General features: G+C 66.9%; 17 protein-coding genes. 5 read left to right on the top strand and 12 right to left on the bottom strand.

Annotated elements, in window-relative coordinates:
• Positions 1-14 precede the first annotated feature (14 nt).
• The 4 genes from AAFN89_RS10990 to cysE are packed head-to-tail and all read right to left on the bottom strand — an operon-like array spanning position 15 to position 3,614.
• Positions 15-1,190: a cysteine desulfurase family protein gene (locus AAFN89_RS10990; protein WP_347538978.1), complete on the bottom strand. Its 1,176-nt coding sequence runs from the start codon at positions 1,188-1,190 to the stop codon at positions 15-17.
• Between the two features lie 11 nt (positions 1,191-1,201).
• A complete protein-coding gene (locus AAFN89_RS10995) occupies positions 1,202-2,320 on the bottom strand; it encodes a cysteine desulfurase family protein (protein WP_347538980.1) in 1,119 nt (372 codons plus the stop codon).
• On the bottom strand, positions 2,317-2,817 hold the full coding sequence (locus tag AAFN89_RS11000) for an Rrf2 family transcriptional regulator (protein ID WP_347538982.1): 501 nt from the start codon (positions 2,815-2,817) through the stop codon (positions 2,317-2,319). Before AAFN89_RS11000 ends, AAFN89_RS10995 begins: the two co-directional genes overlap by 4 nt.
• A gap of 47 nt (positions 2,818-2,864) precedes the next feature.
• Complete coding sequence (gene cysE, locus AAFN89_RS11005) at positions 2,865-3,614, bottom strand: serine O-acetyltransferase (protein ID WP_347538983.1); 750 nt, start codon at positions 3,612-3,614, stop codon at positions 2,865-2,867.
• 262 nt (positions 3,615-3,876) lie between these two features.
• On the opposite strand from cysE, the gene AAFN89_RS11010 reads away from it, so the two are divergent.
• Together AAFN89_RS11010 and AAFN89_RS11015 are read left to right on the top strand one after the other, a co-directional pair.
• Entirely contained in the window at positions 3,877-4,542 is a 666-nt protein-coding gene (locus tag AAFN89_RS11010; RefSeq protein WP_347538985.1) for an alpha/beta hydrolase, read from the top strand.
• Positions 4,543-4,874: 332 nt separating this feature from the next.
• A complete protein-coding gene (locus tag AAFN89_RS11015) occupies positions 4,875-5,690 on the top strand; it encodes a GSU2403 family nucleotidyltransferase fold protein (protein ID WP_347538988.1) in 816 nt (271 codons plus the stop codon).
• A 22-nt stretch (positions 5,691-5,712) separates the two neighbouring features.
• Here the strand turns inward: AAFN89_RS11015 and AAFN89_RS11020 are convergent, their stop codons facing one another.
• From AAFN89_RS11020 to AAFN89_RS11045, 6 genes are all read right to left on the bottom strand, one after another.
• Positions 5,713-6,582 (bottom strand): protein-glutamate O-methyltransferase, encoded by an 870-nt coding sequence (locus tag AAFN89_RS11020; RefSeq protein WP_347538990.1) that lies wholly within the window; start codon positions 6,580-6,582, stop codon positions 5,713-5,715.
• Positions 6,583-6,595: 13 nt separating this feature from the next.
• A complete protein-coding gene (locus AAFN89_RS11025; RefSeq protein ID WP_347538992.1) occupies positions 6,596-7,756 on the bottom strand; it encodes a chemotaxis response regulator protein-glutamate methylesterase in 1,161 nt (386 codons plus the stop codon).
• A gap of 10 nt (positions 7,757-7,766) precedes the next feature.
• Complete coding sequence (locus AAFN89_RS11030; protein WP_347538994.1) at positions 7,767-8,132, bottom strand: response regulator; 366 nt, start codon at positions 8,130-8,132, stop codon at positions 7,767-7,769.
• Between the two features lie 52 nt (positions 8,133-8,184).
• On the bottom strand, positions 8,185-8,601 hold the full coding sequence (locus AAFN89_RS11035; protein WP_347539069.1) for a chemotaxis protein CheW: 417 nt from the start codon (positions 8,599-8,601) through the stop codon (positions 8,185-8,187).
• An 86-nt stretch (positions 8,602-8,687) separates the two neighbouring features.
• Positions 8,688-11,423: a chemotaxis protein CheW gene (locus tag AAFN89_RS11040; protein WP_347538996.1), complete on the bottom strand. Its 2,736-nt coding sequence runs from the start codon at positions 11,421-11,423 to the stop codon at positions 8,688-8,690.
• Between the two features lie 138 nt (positions 11,424-11,561).
• Positions 11,562-12,200, bottom strand: coding sequence for a histidine phosphotransferase family protein (locus tag AAFN89_RS11045; RefSeq protein ID WP_347538998.1), 639 nt, complete (start codon positions 12,198-12,200; stop codon positions 11,562-11,564).
• 133 nt (positions 12,201-12,333) lie between these two features.
• On the opposite strand from AAFN89_RS11045, the gene AAFN89_RS11050 reads away from it, so the two are divergent.
• A complete protein-coding gene (locus AAFN89_RS11050) occupies positions 12,334-12,513 on the top strand; it encodes a DUF3553 domain-containing protein (protein WP_347539000.1) in 180 nt (59 codons plus the stop codon).
• Positions 12,514-12,580: 67 nt separating this feature from the next.
• On the opposite strand, the gene AAFN89_RS11055 is transcribed toward AAFN89_RS11050, so the two are convergent.
• Together AAFN89_RS11055 and AAFN89_RS11060 are read right to left on the bottom strand one after the other, a co-directional pair.
• A complete protein-coding gene (locus AAFN89_RS11055) occupies positions 12,581-13,909 on the bottom strand; it encodes an exonuclease domain-containing protein (RefSeq protein WP_347539002.1) in 1,329 nt (442 codons plus the stop codon).
• A gap of 104 nt (positions 13,910-14,013) precedes the next feature.
• Positions 14,014-14,871, bottom strand: coding sequence for a LysR family transcriptional regulator (locus tag AAFN89_RS11060; RefSeq protein WP_347539004.1), 858 nt, complete (start codon positions 14,869-14,871; stop codon positions 14,014-14,016).
• An 89-nt stretch (positions 14,872-14,960) separates the two neighbouring features.
• Here AAFN89_RS11060 and AAFN89_RS11065 point away from each other — a divergent pair, with 89 nt between their 5' ends.
• Together AAFN89_RS11065 and AAFN89_RS11070 are read left to right on the top strand one after the other, a co-directional pair.
• Positions 14,961-15,257, top strand: a complete 297-nt coding sequence (locus AAFN89_RS11065) for a YciI family protein (RefSeq protein ID WP_347539006.1) — start codon at positions 14,961-14,963, stop codon at positions 15,255-15,257.
• Between the two features lie 166 nt (positions 15,258-15,423).
• Positions 15,424-16,530 (top strand): ankyrin repeat domain-containing protein, encoded by a 1,107-nt coding sequence (locus AAFN89_RS11070; protein ID WP_347539008.1) that lies wholly within the window; start codon positions 15,424-15,426, stop codon positions 16,528-16,530.
• Positions 16,531-16,532: the final 2 nt, after the last annotated feature.

The raw sequence follows: 16,532 nt of genomic DNA on the forward strand, positions 1-16,532 counted from the left end.
GAAGCAGCGGTGTTCTAGCGAAGGATGGCGGCCGACGCCAGCGGCGCATCCCCCGGTGGCGTCCCGCCCGGCGCTTGGGTGCGTTGCGCCAGCGCGGCGGCGGCCAGCCGGCGGGCGGCTTCCAGGGCGGCGGCCTTTTCGGTCGTTCGGCCGAAGCTGAGACGCAGCGTCGCAGCCGATTCGACGGGCGGCAGGCCCATCGCGGCCAGGACATGGGACGGTTCCCGCCTTTCGCTACCGCAGGCGGAGCCGGTGGAGGCCGCGATCTCCGGCAGATCCAGCAGCAGATCCTCCGCCGAAACACCGGGGAGCCGGAGCGAGAGGATATGCGGCACGCGCGGCGCGCGCTCTCCATGGACGACCGCGTCGGGAATCAGACGCCCGATCTCCGCCAGGAAAACCTCACGGATATCGCCAAGATCGGATATGAGCCGCGCCGCTTCGCCCAACCCGACCGCCAGCGGAACCGGCATGGTGCCGGCCCGCAAGCCCCTCTGCTGGCCGCCGCCGACGATCAGCGGTTCCAGCCCCAATGGCGGGCTGGAGCGGACATAAAGCGCGCCGACGCCCTGCGGGCCGCCGATCTTGTGGCCGGAGAGGCTGAGTAGATCGATCCCCAACGCGCCGACATCGAGATTCATCCGGCCATAGGCCTGGCTGGCGTCGGTGTGGAAGAGAGCGCCCGCCGCCTTCGCGATCGCCGCCAATTCGCGGAGCGGCTGGATCACGCCCGTCTCATTGTTCGCGGCCATGACGCTGACGATGGCGGTGCGGCTGTCGACCGCGGCGGCGAGCGCGGCGGGGTCGACCAGCCCGTCGCCATCGACCGGCAGGAGGGTCAGGCGGAAGCCGTCGCGTTCCAGCAGCCGGGCGCTTTCCAGCACGCTGGAATGTTCCGTGGCGACCGTCACTACGCCGTTGCGTCCCCCGCTGCGCGCCGCCATGGCCGCGCCCCGGAGCGCCAGATTGTTTGCCTCCGTCGCGCCGGAGGTCAGGACGATCGACGCGCCGTCGACGCCGATAGGGGCCGCGATCAGCGCGCAGGCGCGCCGCACGGCAGCGGCTGCCTCGGCGCCGGCGGCATGGCCTGCGTGGGGATTTGCCGCGCCGAACCAGGGCAGCATGGCCTCCAGCACCTGGGGCGAGACCGGGGTCGTCGCTGCGTGGTCGAGATAGATTGCCTGGGCCATGATTGGGGAGGTCAGGCGGCGGCGCTGGACCGGTGGGCGGCGCGCTGGCGCAGCGTGATCCAGGCCTCCACGAACCGTTCGATATCGCCCGGCCGGGTCGTCCAGCCGAGGCTGACGCGGAGCGCCGTCTCCGCCTCCGCGCGGTCGATTCCGAGGGCGGCCAGCACATGGCTGGCGGCGACCTTGCCCGAGGAGCAGGCCGACCCGGAGGAGATTGCGATGCCGGCCAGGTCGAAGCCCATGATCTGGGTTTCCGCCGGGACGCCAGGCATGGTCAGGCAGGAGGTGTTGGGCAGGCGCGGAGCGCCTTCCCCGAAAACCCGAACCGTGGGGCAGGCCGCTCGGATGCGGCTTTCCATCGCGTCGCGCAGGCGGGAGAGCGCAGCGAAGCCGTCGAGCCCGGCCAAAGCGGCGGCAGCGGCCGCGCCCAGACCGGCGATGCCGGCGACATTCTCCGTGCCCGCGCGACGGCGACGTTCCTGCCCGCCGCCCTTGAGAAGGCGCGGCGCGGCGACGCCTTCGCGCACGACCAGCGCGCCGACGCCCTGCGGGCCGCCGAACTTGTGGGCGGAGAGGGTCAGGTAGTCGACACCGAGCGCCATGAAATCGACCGGGAACTTGCCGACCGCCTGGGCGGCGTCGCAATGGAAGAGAGCGCCGTGGCGGCGGGCGATCCCGGCCAGTTCGGCGATCGGCTGGATCGTCCCGATCTCATTGTTCGCCAGCATGACCGACACCAGCGCCGGCCGCTCTCCGACCGTCAGCGCCGCGTCCAGCGTGGCCGGGTCGAGCAGCCCGTCGGGGCCGACGGCGAGGGTTTCCGCTGCGTCGGGAACGGCAAGGACGCTGTCATGCTCGATGGCGGAGATCAGGATCCTCGGACGGTCACAGCCGGAGAGGATCGCGTTGTTGGCCTCCGTCGCGCCGGCGGTGAAGACGATCGCGGCGGCGGGAGCGCCGACCAGCGCGGCCACGGCCTTGCGGGCATCCTCAACGATCCGGCGGGCATCGCGGCCGAAACGGTGGACCGAGGACGGGTTGCCGACATGGTCGAGCGCGGCGACCATCGCCGCCTTCGCTTCCGGCCTCAGCGGCGCGGTGGCGTTGTGGTCGAGATAGAGAGGGGTCATTCAGCCGCCGCGGGCGGCGCGTCCCGCACCTCCAGCGGAGTGGCCGTGTTCGGAGTCGGGGACATGAAGAGCTGACGCCGGCCGAGCACCCGGCGGCGGACCACATCCTCCAGAGATACCGAACTCAGATAGAGGTGGATCTGGTTGCCCAGCTCCTCCCACAGATCATGGGTGAGGCAGCGGCTCTTGTCCGAAAGGCAGCCGGCGGCGGAATGGGGTTCACAACGGGTGGCGCGCACCGGCTCGTCCACCGCAAGGATGATGTCGGAGATGCGGAGCATGTCGACCGAGCGGCCGAGCAGATAGCCGCCGCCCGGCCCCCGGACGCTCCTGACCAGCCCGCCGCGCCGCAGCTTGGCGAAAAGCTGTTCGAGATAGGAGAGCGAGATCTCCTGCCGGCTCGCGATGTCGGCGAGCGCGACCGGCGACCCGTCGCTGTAGCGGGCGAGATCGACCATCGCCATCACGGCGTAACGTCCCTTGGTGCTCAACCTCATCGCATATGCTCCTTCGAAGCCCCGACCGGGCATTCAGCATCGGGCGTTCAGCAATCGCCTCGGGAGGACGCGGCCGTCTCCGCGGCGATCTTCTCCTCCCCGTCCGTCGGGGACAGATCGTCCAGGGGAGAAGCGTCGCCGGCATGGGTCGTCTCCAACTCCTCCACGCGCCGGCGCAGATGCGTCACCTCGTTCATCAGCCCGCGCAGAGCGCGCGCGACCGGATCCGGCAAATCCTCGCACGGGGTGCCGTAGGCGACGAATTTCGGCTGTTCGGTGCGGTCGCGCGGCGCCACCACCCTGGCCGGAATGCCGACGACGGTGACGCCCGGCGGCACCTCCTTGACCACCACGGCGTTCGATCCGATGCGGGCGTTCGCGCCGACCGTGAACGGCCCCAGCACCTTTGCGCCGGCGCCGACGATGACGCCGTCGCCCAGCGTCGGGTGGCGCTTTCCGGGATCGAGGGTCGTGCCGCCCAGCGTGACGCCCTGATAGAGGGTGACGTCCTGTCCGATCTCCGCCGTTTCGCCGATCACGACGCCTGTGCCGTGGTCGATGAAGAAGCGGCGGCCGATCCGCGCGCCGGGATGAATCTCGATCCCGGTGACGATGCGCGCCAGATAGGAGAGGAAGACCGCCAGGGTCCGCCAGTCCCGCACCCAGAGGGCGTGGGCCGCGCGATATGCCAGGATCGCATGGAGGCCCGGATAGGTCAGGAAGACCGCCACCCGGGACCGCGCGGCGGGATCGCGCCGCATCACGCTGTCGATATCTTCGTGAAGGCGCTTGAACACGCGGATTATCCCCATGATATATAAGGCGATTTGAACAGGCCTTTTCGGGGTGCGGAAATGCCCGCAAAAAACCCGGATCGGCCGATCGCGCGGTGGACAATGCTCAAGCGTTATATAGATGACCCCTGGCGACGGTCAAGAATTCGACGCCGAGTTTTCTTGCCGACGCCATGCAAAACCTACTAATGAAGTCGGCTATTGCGCGAGCCCCCGACCCCGCCATGCGACGGGTCGTTTTCCCGTTTGAGGATTCGAAAGAGACATGCCCGAAGTGATCTTCAACGGCCCGGAGGGCCGGCTTGAGGGACGGTATCATCACAGCAAGCGTCCCAACGCGCCGGTCGCGTTGCTGCTGCACCCCCACCCGCAGCATGGCGGGACGATGAACAACAAGCTGGTCTACACGCTGTTCCAGGCGTTCACGAAACGGGGCTTCTGCGCGCTGCGCTTCAACTTCCGGGGCGTCGGCCGCAGCCAGGGCGTCTTCGACCGGGGCGAGGGCGAGCTTTCGGACGCCGCCTCCGCGCTGGACTGGCTGCAGGCGACCAACCCGAACGCCGCCGGCTGCTGGGTCGGCGGCTTCTCCTTCGGGGCGTGGATCGGCATGCAGCTCCTGATGCGCCGGCCGGAGATCGACAGCTTCATCTCCCTCGCCCCGCCGGCCAACATGTTCGATTTCAGCTTCCTGGCCCCCTGCCCGTCCTCCGGCCTGGTCGTGGCGGGCGACAAGGACGAGGTGGTGCCTCATGAATCGGTCCAGAAGCTGGTCAACAAGCTGCGCCAGCAGAAGGACATCGTGATCGACCACCGGGTGATTCCCGGCGCCAACCATTTCTTCCACCACAGGATGGACGAGCTGGTGGGCCATATCGACGATTACCTGGACACGGCCCTGGCCGCGCGCCGGCAGGCGGCGGTGGCGGAGTAGGATAGAGCCTAATCCTGACTGTCAGGAATCATAGGCTCGGACCAGCACGGAGAAACATGTTCAACGAATTTCAATTTCGTTGAACATGTGCGATGCTCAACAAAGAAGGAAATTGTTGAGCATCGCACATGTTTGTACGCCACTCACCTGTCGTCCACTCCGCCTATCATGACCTGCTCGCGTCCTTGCGCGATGAGGCGGCAGCGGAAATCCGTGGCACGCCGACACGGATCGAACGCAATGGCCGTGTCTATTGGTATGATACTTATAGGGTCGGCTCCGACGTTAGGAAGACTTACATCGGAGAAGACAGTGAGCCGCTGCGCGAACGCATGCAGCGCATCATATCACTGCGCGAGGACCGCGAGCATCGACGGCGAAACCGCGCGCGCCTGATCCGGCTCCTGCGAGCCGAGGGCTTCCTTGGCGTCGACGCCGCGACCGGCAGTCTTCTCAACGCGATGGCTTCGGCAGGCGTATTCCGGCTTGGCGGGACGGTCATCGGAACGCAGGCGTTCCGCCTCTATGAGGGAGAGTTGGGCGTCCGCTTCGCCTTCGACCAGACGGCCCAGACTCGCGATATCGATATAGCGAGCTTCGAACGCCTCTCGATCGCCCTCGGTGACACGGTTTCCGAACCTCTTGCGAACGTCCTCAAGGATTTCTCTTTCGACCCCGCGCCATCGATCGACAGCGGCAGGACATGGCGCTGGAAGCAGACGCGGAACGAAACGCTGGTCGAATTCCTGACGCCATCTTTCGCCGAAGCAGAGAGTTTGCGCCCGCTACCGGCGCTGGGCGTGCATGCCCAATCGCTTCACTATCTCAACTATCTGCTTGCGGAGCCGATTTTCGCCACGGCGACATATCGTGACGGCGTGCTGGTGCAAATCCCCCGGCCCGAGCGATTCGCCATTCACAAGCTGATCGTGGCGAGCCGGCGACTTGAAGGCCCTGACAGCCTCAAGGCGACCAAGGATCGGCTTCAGGCCGAATATCTGGTGGTTATCCTGACGGCCGACCGGCCCGACGATTTGCGCGACGCCCTGGAGGACGCCCTCTCCCGAGGCAAACGCTGGCGTGAACGCATTACGGCGTCCGTGGCGAAGATGCGGAGCCTTCAATCCGCGCTGGGCGACTATCTGTAATGGACTGAAGGCTGTCCCCGCCTCAGCCGGCGGCGACGCGTCGGGTGGCGTCCGGGGCCGGGAAGCGGCTGGGGGCGGGGCCGTCGGCGACGCGGTAGATGCCGCGCTGCCCCTCGACCGGCCGGAACCGGTCGGTCAGGCCCAGCACCGTCTCCGCCCCGCCCAGATAGAGCACGCCGTCCGGCGGCAGCAGCTTCGCCATCGCCTCAAGCACCCGCGTCTTGGTCGGCTGGTCGAAATAGATCAGCACGTTGCGGCAGAAGATGACGTCGAACTTGCCCATCGAGCCGAGGTCGGTCAGCAGGTTGCACTCGCGGTACTGCACCCGCTTCCGGATATCCGGGGAAAGCTCCCATTTGTCGCCCTGCTGGCGGAAATACTTCACCAGGAGGGTGATGGGCATCCCGCGCTGGACTTCGAACTGGGTGTAGAGCCCGGCCCGCGCGCGGTCCAGCACCTCGCCGGAGAGATCGGTGCCCAGGATGTCGATCTGCCAGCCGGCGAGCCTGGCCTGATCCTCCGCCAGCATCATCGCCAGCGAATAGGGCTCCTGCCCGGTGGAGCAGGCGGCGCTCCAGACCCGGATGCGTTTGGATGAGGCCCGGGCGGTCATGAGGGTCGGCAGCACGTGCTGGCGGAACTGGTCGAACGGCTTGGTGTCGCGGAAGAACGAGCTTTCGTTCGTCGTCATCGCCTCCGTCACCTCCTTCAGCAGCTTTTCGGGCCGCTTCGACCTGACCTCGGCCGCGAGCTGCTCCAGCCCCGTGAAGTTCCATTTGCGCGTCACGGGCAGCAGGCGGCTTTCGAGCAGGTAGGCCTTGTCGGGCGTCAGGACGAGGCCCGATCGCTGCATCAGGAGGGTCCGGAACATCTCAAAATCGTCGGTCTTCATGACCCTCTCCCGCTCACGCCGCCGACCGGCGCGCGCATTGGCGCACGAATGGCCCGACTTCCTTCAACGGCAGCACCGCGTTGCATAGTCCAGCCGACGCCACCGCGCCCGGCATGCCCCAGACGACGCTGGTCGCCTCGTCCTGCGCCACGACCACCCCTTCGGCGGCCGCGACCTCCCGGCATCCCCTCATGCCGTCCTGCCCCATGCCGGTCAGGATGACGGCCAGCACGCCCCGGCCGCCGAAGGCGCGGACGACGCTGCGCATCATCGGGTCGACGGAGGGTCGGCAGAAATTCTCCTGGGGACCCTTGTCCAGCCGGATCACCCGGCCCGCGCCCTGCTTCTCCACGATCATGTGGAAATCGCCCGGCGCGATGTAGCAGCGGCCGCCGACCACGGCTTCGCCATCCTTCGCCTCCGCCGCCTTCACGCCGCACTGGCGGCTGATATGCTCCGCCAGGATGGCGGTGAAGGTCGGCGGCATGTGCTGGGTCAGCAGGATCGGCTGCGGCGCGGCATCGGCCTTCAAATGCGTCATGACCTCGAACAGCGCCTGCGGCCCGCCGGTCGAGCTGCCGATGGCGATCACTTCCGGCCGGAAGGAGGCCGGCATCTGGCGCAGCGCGATCTTCGAGCCGCCGGCCGCCGACGCCCCGGGCAGGATCTCCCGCGCCGCGCTCCGCTGAGGCGCGGCGGCGTTTGCGGCGCGCAGGCGATGGCGCGCCCAGACCTTGATCTTGCCGATCAGATCGCGGCGGAAATCGTCCGCGCCGTGGATCTCCCGCGTCGCGGTCGGCTTGGGGACATAGTCGACGGCGCCGGCCTGCATGGCGCGAAGGCTGATGTCGGCGTTCCGCGTCGTCAGGGTCGACGCCATGATGATCTTGATCCCCGGCGCGGCCGCGAGCATCAGCGGCAGCGCGGTCAGCCCATCCATCACCGGCATCTCGACATCCAGCACGACGACGTCGACCGCCGTGCGGGCCAGTGCTGCAACCGCCATCTTGCCGTCGCCGACGGAGGACACCACGCGGATGTCCGGATCGCTTTCCAGCAGCCTGGTGACGAGACCGCGGATCACCGCGCTGTCGTCGACGATCATCACGCGGATCTCACGGCCCTGGTCGCTCCCGCCGGCGGGAGCGCGCGGTGAGAGGGGGGCGCCGGTCATCTGGCGCCCCTCAGATCAGCCCGACCTGGGCGAACTTCGTCTGGATGATGTCGCTGTCGAAGGGCTTCATGATGTATTCGTTGGCCCCGGCGGACAGCGCCTCCTGGATGTGGGCCAGATCGTTCTCCGTGGTGCAGAAGACCACCTTCGGGCCGTCGCCCCCCGACATCTTGCGCAGGCGGCGCAGGAATTCGATTCCCGACATCACCGGCATGTTCCAGTCCAGGAGGATGACGTCCGGCATATGGCTGGCGCAGGCGCTCATGGCCTGCTGACCGTCCTCCGCCTCGTGGCAATCGAACGACAGCTCCTCCAGGATCTTCCGGGCGACCTTCCGCACCACGCGGCTATCGTCGACGACCAGGCAGGTTTTCATAGTGCAACTTCCCAAGGAGGGGACCCGGACGGGTTCCGGGCGCGGAATGGCGTCAGGCGGCTTCGCGGGCCGTGAAATCCAGCAGCCGGGCGACGTCGAGGATGACCAGGAGCTGGTTGTTCAGGCGGTAGATGCCGGTCGACACCTCACGCCAGACCGGGTGCAGGGTCGCAGGATTGCGCTCGAAATCCTTGGTCGCCACCGACAGCACCTCGCCGACGCTGTCGACCATCAGGCTGTAGAGCTCACCGCCATGGTCGACGGCGATCGACATGTCCCTGTCCTCCCGCTGCCGCGGCGGCAGGCCCAGACGCAGGCGCACGTCGACAGCGGTGACGATCCGGCCGCGAAGGTTGAGCGACCCCGCCACCTCCGGCGGCGCCAGCGGAATGCGGGTGATCCGCTGCTGGCCCAGCACGTCCTGGACCTGGAGCACCGGGATGCCGAAAAGCTGGTCGGCGATGGTCATGGTCACATAGTCGACCGTCTCCTCCGCCGCATGGGCCGAGACGGCGGCGAGGGAACGGGAGTGGGCCTTAGCCGGCTGCTTGGTCGTCATGCCGCACCTCGAAGATCGGACAGGGTGTTGGAAAGCGAGGTCAGGAGCGCGTCGCGGTCGAATTTCGCGACATAGTCGGTGAAGCCCGCCTGCCGGCCGCGATCTAGATCGCGCGTCGTGGCGTGGGCGGAAAGGGCGACCAGCGGCGTATCGCACCAGCGCCCGCCGCCGACGCGGATCGCCTTGGCGAAATCGAAGCCGTTCATGCCCGGCATCTCGATATCGCTGACGATTACGTCGTAATCCTCGCCCGCCTCGCAGAGCGCCAGCGCCTCGTCGGCGCTTTCGACGGTGGTCACCTGATAGCCGGCGACGGTGAGGAGCGGCGTCAGCATGTTGCGGAAGAACGGGCTGTCGTCGACCAGCAGGACCCGCTGGCTGGTCTCCTCCCCCATCGCGTCGCCGCCGCGGGCGCCGAACCAGTCGCGGAACGCCTGGGTCAGGTAATAGCCGGCGTCGATCACGTCGGTCGCGCGGCCGGCGATGATGGCGCTGCCCAGCGTGCCCTTGCCGTCGGCCGTCAGCTCCACATTCATGTGCTGTTCGACGATGTCCACGATCTCATCCACGATCAGGCCCATCGATCTGTCGCCGTCGGCGAAGACCAGCACCGGCCGGCGGGTCGTTCCTTCCTCGGCGGAAAGGTCGAACGCCGGATCGAAGGGGATCACCGGCATCAGCTTGCCGCGATACTGGACCATGAGCTGGCCGTTGGAGGTCTCGATCGACGAGGCCTCGACATCCTCAAGCCGCGCGATCAGCGCCAGCGGCACCGCCTTGGGCGCGCCCTTTCCGGCGCGGAACAGCAGCAGCGCGACCCGCTGGTCGGAAGAGGCGCGGACCTTGGCGGTAGAGGCCTGGTCCAGCCCTTCGGCCGCCACCCCGATCTCCCCGGTCGCCGAGGCGATGCCGTTGGGGTCGAGGATCATGATGACGCTGCCGTCGCCCAGGATGGTGTTGCCGGAGAACATCTCGATATGGCGCAGGATCGGCGCCACCGGCTTGACCACGATCTCTTCCGTATCGAAGACGCGGTCGACAATGATGCCGAAGGTGTAGTTGCCGACCTGGGTGACGACGATGAAGGTCTCGGCCTCGGACGCCGCATCGTCGTCCCGGTCCAGATGCAGCAGGCTGCGCAGCCCGACCAGCGGCAGCAGCCGGTTGCGAAGGCGCAGGACGGGCGTGCCGTTGATCCGTTCGATGACATGTTCACTGTGGCCGCCGGAGCGCACCAGCTCGACCACGCTGATCTGCGGGATGGCGAACCGCTCGCCCGCGCATTCCACGATCAGGGCGGAGACGATCGCCAGCGTCAGCGGGATCTTGATGATGAAGGTCGATCCGCGCCCCTCGATCGATTTCAGCTCGATCGTGCCGCCGATCTTCTCGATGTTGGTCTTGACGACATCCATGCCCACGCCGCGGCCGGAGACGGAAGTGACCTGGGCTGCGGTGGAGAAGCCGGCCTTGAAGATGAATTGCTGGATCTGCTGATCGGACATGTTGGCCAGTTCGCCATCGGTCGCCAGCCCGTTGGCGATGGCCTTTTCCTTGATCTTCCCGATCGCCAGGCCTTTGCCGTCGTCAGTGATCTCGATGATGATATGGCCGCCTTCGTGATAGGCGTTGAGGCGGATACGGCCGGTTTCCTGCTTGCCCGCGGCGGCGCGATCGGCCGGGATTTCGATCCCGTGGTCCGCGGAGTTGCGGACCATGTGGGTCAGCGGATCCTTGATCAGGTCCAGCACCTGCCGGTCCAGCTCCGTGTCCGCGCCCAGCATCTGGAGCTCGATCTTCTTGCCCAGATCGTGGCTGAGATCGCGGATCAGGCGCGGCAGCTTCGCCCAGGCGTTGCCGATCGGCTGCATGCGGGTCTTCATGACCCCTTCCTGCAGTTCGGACGTCACATGGTTGAGCCGCTGGAGCGGTGCTGCGAAATCGCTTTCCTTCTGGCTGCGCAGGATCTGCATGAGCTGGTTGCGGGTCAGCACCAGCTCGGAGACCATGGTCATCAGGTTTTCCAGCAAATCCACATTGACGCGGATCGACTGGTTGGCGACGGCGGATTCGCGCGGCTCGGCCGCCGCTTCCATCATCTCCGCCTTCGGCGCGACGACGGCCGGGGCTGCCGCAGGCGCGGCCGGCGCTTCGGGTTCGGGCTCAGCCTCGGGTTCGGCCCCTGTAGCCTTCTCCTCCATCGCGGCGAGCAGGGACGGCGCCGGCACCGGGACGAAGCCGTGCTCGTCCGGCTCGTACGCGTCCTCGGGCAGGCCGGGAGGGATTTCCGGTTCGTCGGCTGTGGGTTCGGGGGGCGCGGCTTCCGAAACCGGCTTGACCGGAGTTGCCGGGGCACGGCCTTCCGCCATCTCGTTCAGGCGGCCGATCAACTCGCTGTCGTCGCCGGCAGGTTCCTCCTCGGTCGCCTCGAGCTGGCCGACGATGTGCTTGATCGTGTCCAGCGAAGCGAGGATGAGCGTCACCGCCTCCGGCGTCACCTTCAGTTCGCCGTCGCGGAACTTGCCCAGCACGTTCTCGCCGGCATGGGCGACGGCTTCAAGGCGCGGCAAGCCCAGGAACCCGCAGGTGCCCTTGATCGTGTGGACCAGCCGGAAGATGTTTCCGAGCAGGCTTGGATCGTTTGGATTTTGCTCAAGCTTGACCAGTTCAAGATCGAGAACGGAGAGATTTTCCGAAGTCTCCGTCAGGAATTCGCTGAGCAAGTCATCCATGTCGGTTTCCCGTCACCACCCAAGATCGCGGGACCGGCGGAAAACCGGCCCTGAATTAAGGGCAATGTCGGGGAAACTGATTAAGAAAACCTATATTAGCGCCCTGCCGGCAGTTGGAGGATCGCGGCCGCGCCGGCGTCAAAGTCCGACCCGAAGGTGCAGTTCGCCGGGGTCGACGGGGCGGAGGTCCAGGGGCAGGCGGTAATGGCGGGAGAATATCCCGGCGGCGTGGGCGTGGACCGTCTTGGGCGAGAGATCGGCGAGAGCGGCACGGCCATTCAGGGCGGCCAGCCGGTCCGCCCCCAGATCCGCCGCCCGGCCCTTCGCCTTCACCAGAAACGCGCCGGAGACGGATTCCACGGTGACGATGCCGCCGTAGCTGAGCGCCTCGTCGGCCAACATGACGGCGTTGAGCAGCAGCTTGACCGCCCCGGCCGGCGGATCAGCCGGCCAGTCGCCCTGGCCGATCGCCCAATCCAGCGTGACCTTGCCGCCGGTCAGCCAGCCTTCCGCCATGGCGCGCGCTTCCTTCCAGCCCATGCCGGCCTGGCCGCCGGCCGCGCCGTAGGCGACCCGGAAGCATTGCAGCCGGCCGGCCGCCTGCCGCCCGCTCTGGGCGATCAGGCCAATGGCTTCGCCCGCCATGTCCTCCCCCATCTCCTCCATAAGCTCGACCCCGTTATTGATCGCGCCGACCGGGCTGATGAGGTCGTGGCAGAGCCTGGAGACCAGAAGCTCCAGCACACGGACTTCCAGATGAATGGCGGCGACGGTCATGTTCGGGAAACCATTTCAGCGGATGATGCGTCTAGAAGGTGACGGCGCTGACGACGACGTCACGCCCACCATAGCCAAACTCGGCGGCGACGCGCTACAGGACGACCGCCGAAGACGAGGATCGCTAGACATCATGTTCCAGACTCTGGTTCCCGGCGCGCTGGTGCGCCATCCCGACCAGCCCGATTGGGGGCTGGGCCAGATCCAGACGGTCATCGGAGACCGGATCACGGTCAATTTCGAACATCAGGGCAAGGTGCTGATCAACGGCGCGGTCGTCTCGCTCGACCCCGAGGACGACGAGGAATCCTGACCGGTCGAGCGAGGTATGCCGTTCGACGATTAGGTTGAGGCATACTCAGCTTGATACGACGTGCACGTCACGCACGGACGCGACCTCTAATCCGCCTCTGGACCTTCTCCAGTCGCTCCTGGAGCTTTGCTGGGCCGGCGCCGAGTGCCTTCGGTTGTCCTGCGTATCGTTGGAGAACTTCCAGTTCGGCGTAATCATTGCCCATCTTTCGATAGATGATCGCACACTGCTCGTAATACCAAGGAGCCACGCCAAGGGCGCAGTTCTCCAGCTTCTCCATGGCGTCCAAGGTGGGCAAGAGCAGAGCCAGGGCCTCCTGATACCGGCGCTCTCGCTTCAGGATTGTAACGGCGTTGACGACGTCGCCGATCCCCTGGATATCGGGAATGATCGTGGGGGAATTGCCATCTTTCCGAGACGTTGTCGGCTCCGCTGTGGAGTTCGGTTTCCACTTCCGTCGATGGGGCTGTACCTCGTTCGATGGTGGGCCGACGAGGACTTCAACTGTTGCCCGCCCCTTCCTCAACAACAGGCAGAGCGCTGTCGCCAGTACAGCGTCCTCAAGGGCGTTGTGCTTCTCCATCTGCCGGCCGACGCCGAACATTGCCAGAGCCGCATCCAGGCCGCTGCGTTGGCCCGGATACCGCGACCGAAACTCCCCCATTGTACAGAAACTGTTCGCAAGCAGTAGTGTGGGGAGGCCGCATCGGATGAACTCACGGTTCAGCATTTCTATATCGAACGCGATGTTATGCCCTACAACTCTGGCCGTGCCGATGAACTCTCGGATTTCCCGGCCATGATCCTCGAACGGCGGTTGGAATGACAGATAGCGATCGGCGAGCCCATGCGCCCTACGGGCCGCCCAGTGGCTCTTGATGCCCGGGTTGAACACAAGGTGAAGCATGGCCCCCGACGGAGCGTGATCGAGAAGTTCGATCGCTCCCAAGGACACTATGCGATCCTCTTTCGTTAGGCCGGTCGTCTCCACGTCGACGACGACCTCACGGATCATGAAGCGAGGTGTAGATGCCGGAGGTCGGTAACGATTCGCCTCGGGCGACGTGGGTTCGACCAGTTCGATCGGTGCCGGTGGGGAAGCCGAGCTGGGTGACAGGGGCACAGGCCCGACGGGTTCCGGCTTCTCCTCTCCAACCGGAGGCATTGTCTTGGCAGTGATTCCTTCCGCTTGGTTGGTCCCGGGGACGATGGTTTCCGACTCAACCAGAGATCTTGAGATGATTTCCGCTATCGGCTGTTCAGCGCTCGGCGGCTCCGCAGTCTCGCGTGTAACATGATCGTGAGTTGCGGTGGTACGTCGGCTGATTACCGGATCGATGCGTCGCGTCTGGTACTCGGATCGATCACCGAACAGCCCTTTCAGCCATCCCCACATCGGCTTCTCCCTTTCCGAGAAGGTGGCACAATGTTGCACAATCGGGAAGAGGAGCAGGCTCTACATTGCCACCGGTCACAAGCCTTCCGTCATGCCGATACCTGTCAGAGCCGGCCCGCCACACGGGCCAGCCATTCCACCACGACCCTGATCCGGACCAGATCGCGCAGGTCGGGATGGATCAGGAGCCATAGTTCCCGCGACAGGAAGGCCGGCCCCTCCTCCAGCCGGACCAGGCCGGGCTGGCCGTCGCCGATCGCGGCCGGCAGCAGGGACTTGCCCAGCCCCGCCTTCACGCAATGGAGGATCGTCTCCGCGTCGCCGACCGCCACCGGCGCGGGCGCGTCTCCCCCGGCCGCCAACCGACCGGCGATCCAGCGGGCCTGCGGAAGATCGGCCATACTGTCGTCATAGGTGATCCAGGGCGACGCCCCGGCGCTTTTCGATGAACATCCGTAGACCGCGTAATCCAGCCGGCCGACGCGGCGGGCGATGGCGCGGGCTTCCCCGCGGGGCCGGGCGAGGCGCAGGGCGATATCGGCCTCCCGCCGGGTCAGGCTGAGATCGCGGGCGTCGGCGTTCAACTCGATCCGCAACAGCGGATGGCGATCCAGCAATTCCGGCAGCGCCGGCGCCAGCACATGATTGACGATGACCGGAACGGAGGTCACCCGGACGAGGCCCGCCGCGAGATCGTCCATGCCCGTGGCGGCTTTTTCCGCCGCCTGGACCTCAAGCTCCACCCTCTCCGCGCCACGGATGATCGCGGCTCCCGCCTCCGTCGGCGCCAGCCCGGCGGGCGTCCGCTCGAACAGGCGGGCGCGCAGCCGGTCCTCCGCCTTGGCGATCCGCCGCGCGACGGTGCTTTCGTTGACGCCGAGCCGCCGCCCCGCCGCCGCCAGCGATCCGGTTCGCGCGATGGCGAGGATAAAGCGCAGATCGTCCCAGTTCATGTCCCGCATATTTGCCGATCAACTTCGCATAATCGCCGGTTCAGGCGGCGAATTTACAGGTTCATTCTCCCTTCCATCAACCATGGAGGAGACGAGACATGATCTATGCGGTCCTGTTGGAGGATGACGACAGCCAGGCGGGGGAGCGGGCAAAGCACATGCAGGAGCATCTGGCGTTCCTGGAGCGGAATGCGGCCAGCATCGATTCGGCCGGGCCGCTCAAGGATGCGAAGACAGGCGAACCGGCGGGTGGCCTGTGGCTGGTCAGGGCGGACAATGCCGAGGAAGTCCGGGCCCATATCGAGGCCGATCCCTTCTGGCCCACCGGCCTGCGCAAATCCGTCCGCATCCTGGAATGGACCCAGGTTTTCGCGGGCGGGCGCAGGCGCATCTGAGGGAACGGAGGGGCGGAGTTTCTTCCGGCGATTCCGGCCATATCTCCCTTCCGTCAGGGCCGCGCCGCGACTACCGTAGGCGGAACGGACACCTCCGGCAGGATATGGAGATCGCCCCCTGCGCCGCTCCCCCCCTTCCCGCCCGATCGGCGGCCTTCCGGCTGTCATGGCGACGGCTATCGCGCTGGCCGTGCTTGGCGGTTGTTCGACCCTCGATTCCGGAGGAACTCCGCCGGAGATGGCGGGGCCGGGCGATCCGGGCGTCGACCTGGCCCACCGATTCCTGAACGAGCTGCTGTTCGCCGGGGCATCGGAGGGCCGCGCCGACATCGTCGCCTATGCGCTGGAGCGCGGCGCGGACGTCGACGCACGGACGCCCGACCTGGGCCAGACGCCGCTGATACTGGCTGCCGATTCCGGCCATCTGGACGCCATGGCGCTGCTGATCCTGGAGGGGGCGGAGCTGAATGCGCGCAGCGTGGAGGGCTGGACGCCGCTGATCCACGCGGCGGCCTATGGCGACGGTGAGGCGGTGCGCCTGCTGATCGATTCCGGCGCGGACCCTGAGCTGCGGGACGCCGACTATGGTTATACGCCGCTGATGGTCGCCTCCGCCCTGGCCGAGACGGACGCCATCGCGGCGCTGCTGGATGGCGGGGCGGACATCGGCGCGAGCGACAGGACGGACGGCGCGACGCCGCTGCTTCTCGCCGCCGCTTCCCGCGACAGTGAAGCCCCGGTCGCGACGGCGGAGCTGCTGGTTCGCGGCGCGGCGGTGAACAAGGCGCGGGACGACGGGGTGACGCCGCTGATGATCGCCAGCGCAGGCGGCGCCCCGGCCACGGTGGGCCTGCTGGTCGATGAGGGCGCGTCGCCGGCGGCGCGATCGTCCGAGGGCGCGACGGCGCTGGGGCTGGCGGCGGAGCAGGGCCGGCTGGAGGTGGTGGACATCCTCCTGACCGCCGGCGCCGATGTCGAGCAGCCGAGCCTGGACGGGCTGACGCCGCTGATCCTGGCAAGCGCGGGCGGCGCGGACGAGGTGGCGTCCAGGCTGATCGAGTCCAGTGCGGCGGTGAATGCCGTCGCCGGGGATGAGGAGACGACGGCGCTGATCGAGGCGGCGGAACGCGGCGACGTGTCGATGGTCCGCCTGCTGCTGGCGGCTGGGGCCGACCCGGCAACCCGGTCAGCGGCGGGCGTCACGGCCGGCGAGGCCGCGGCGGAGAATGGTTATTATGGGGTGGTGGAGGTGTTGGAGGCATTTACCAACTAACG

Source organism: Inquilinus sp. CAU 1745 (assembly GCF_039839375.1).
In the GTDB taxonomy this organism is placed as follows: Bacteria; Pseudomonadota; Alphaproteobacteria; order DSM-16000; family Inquilinaceae; genus JBDOQU01.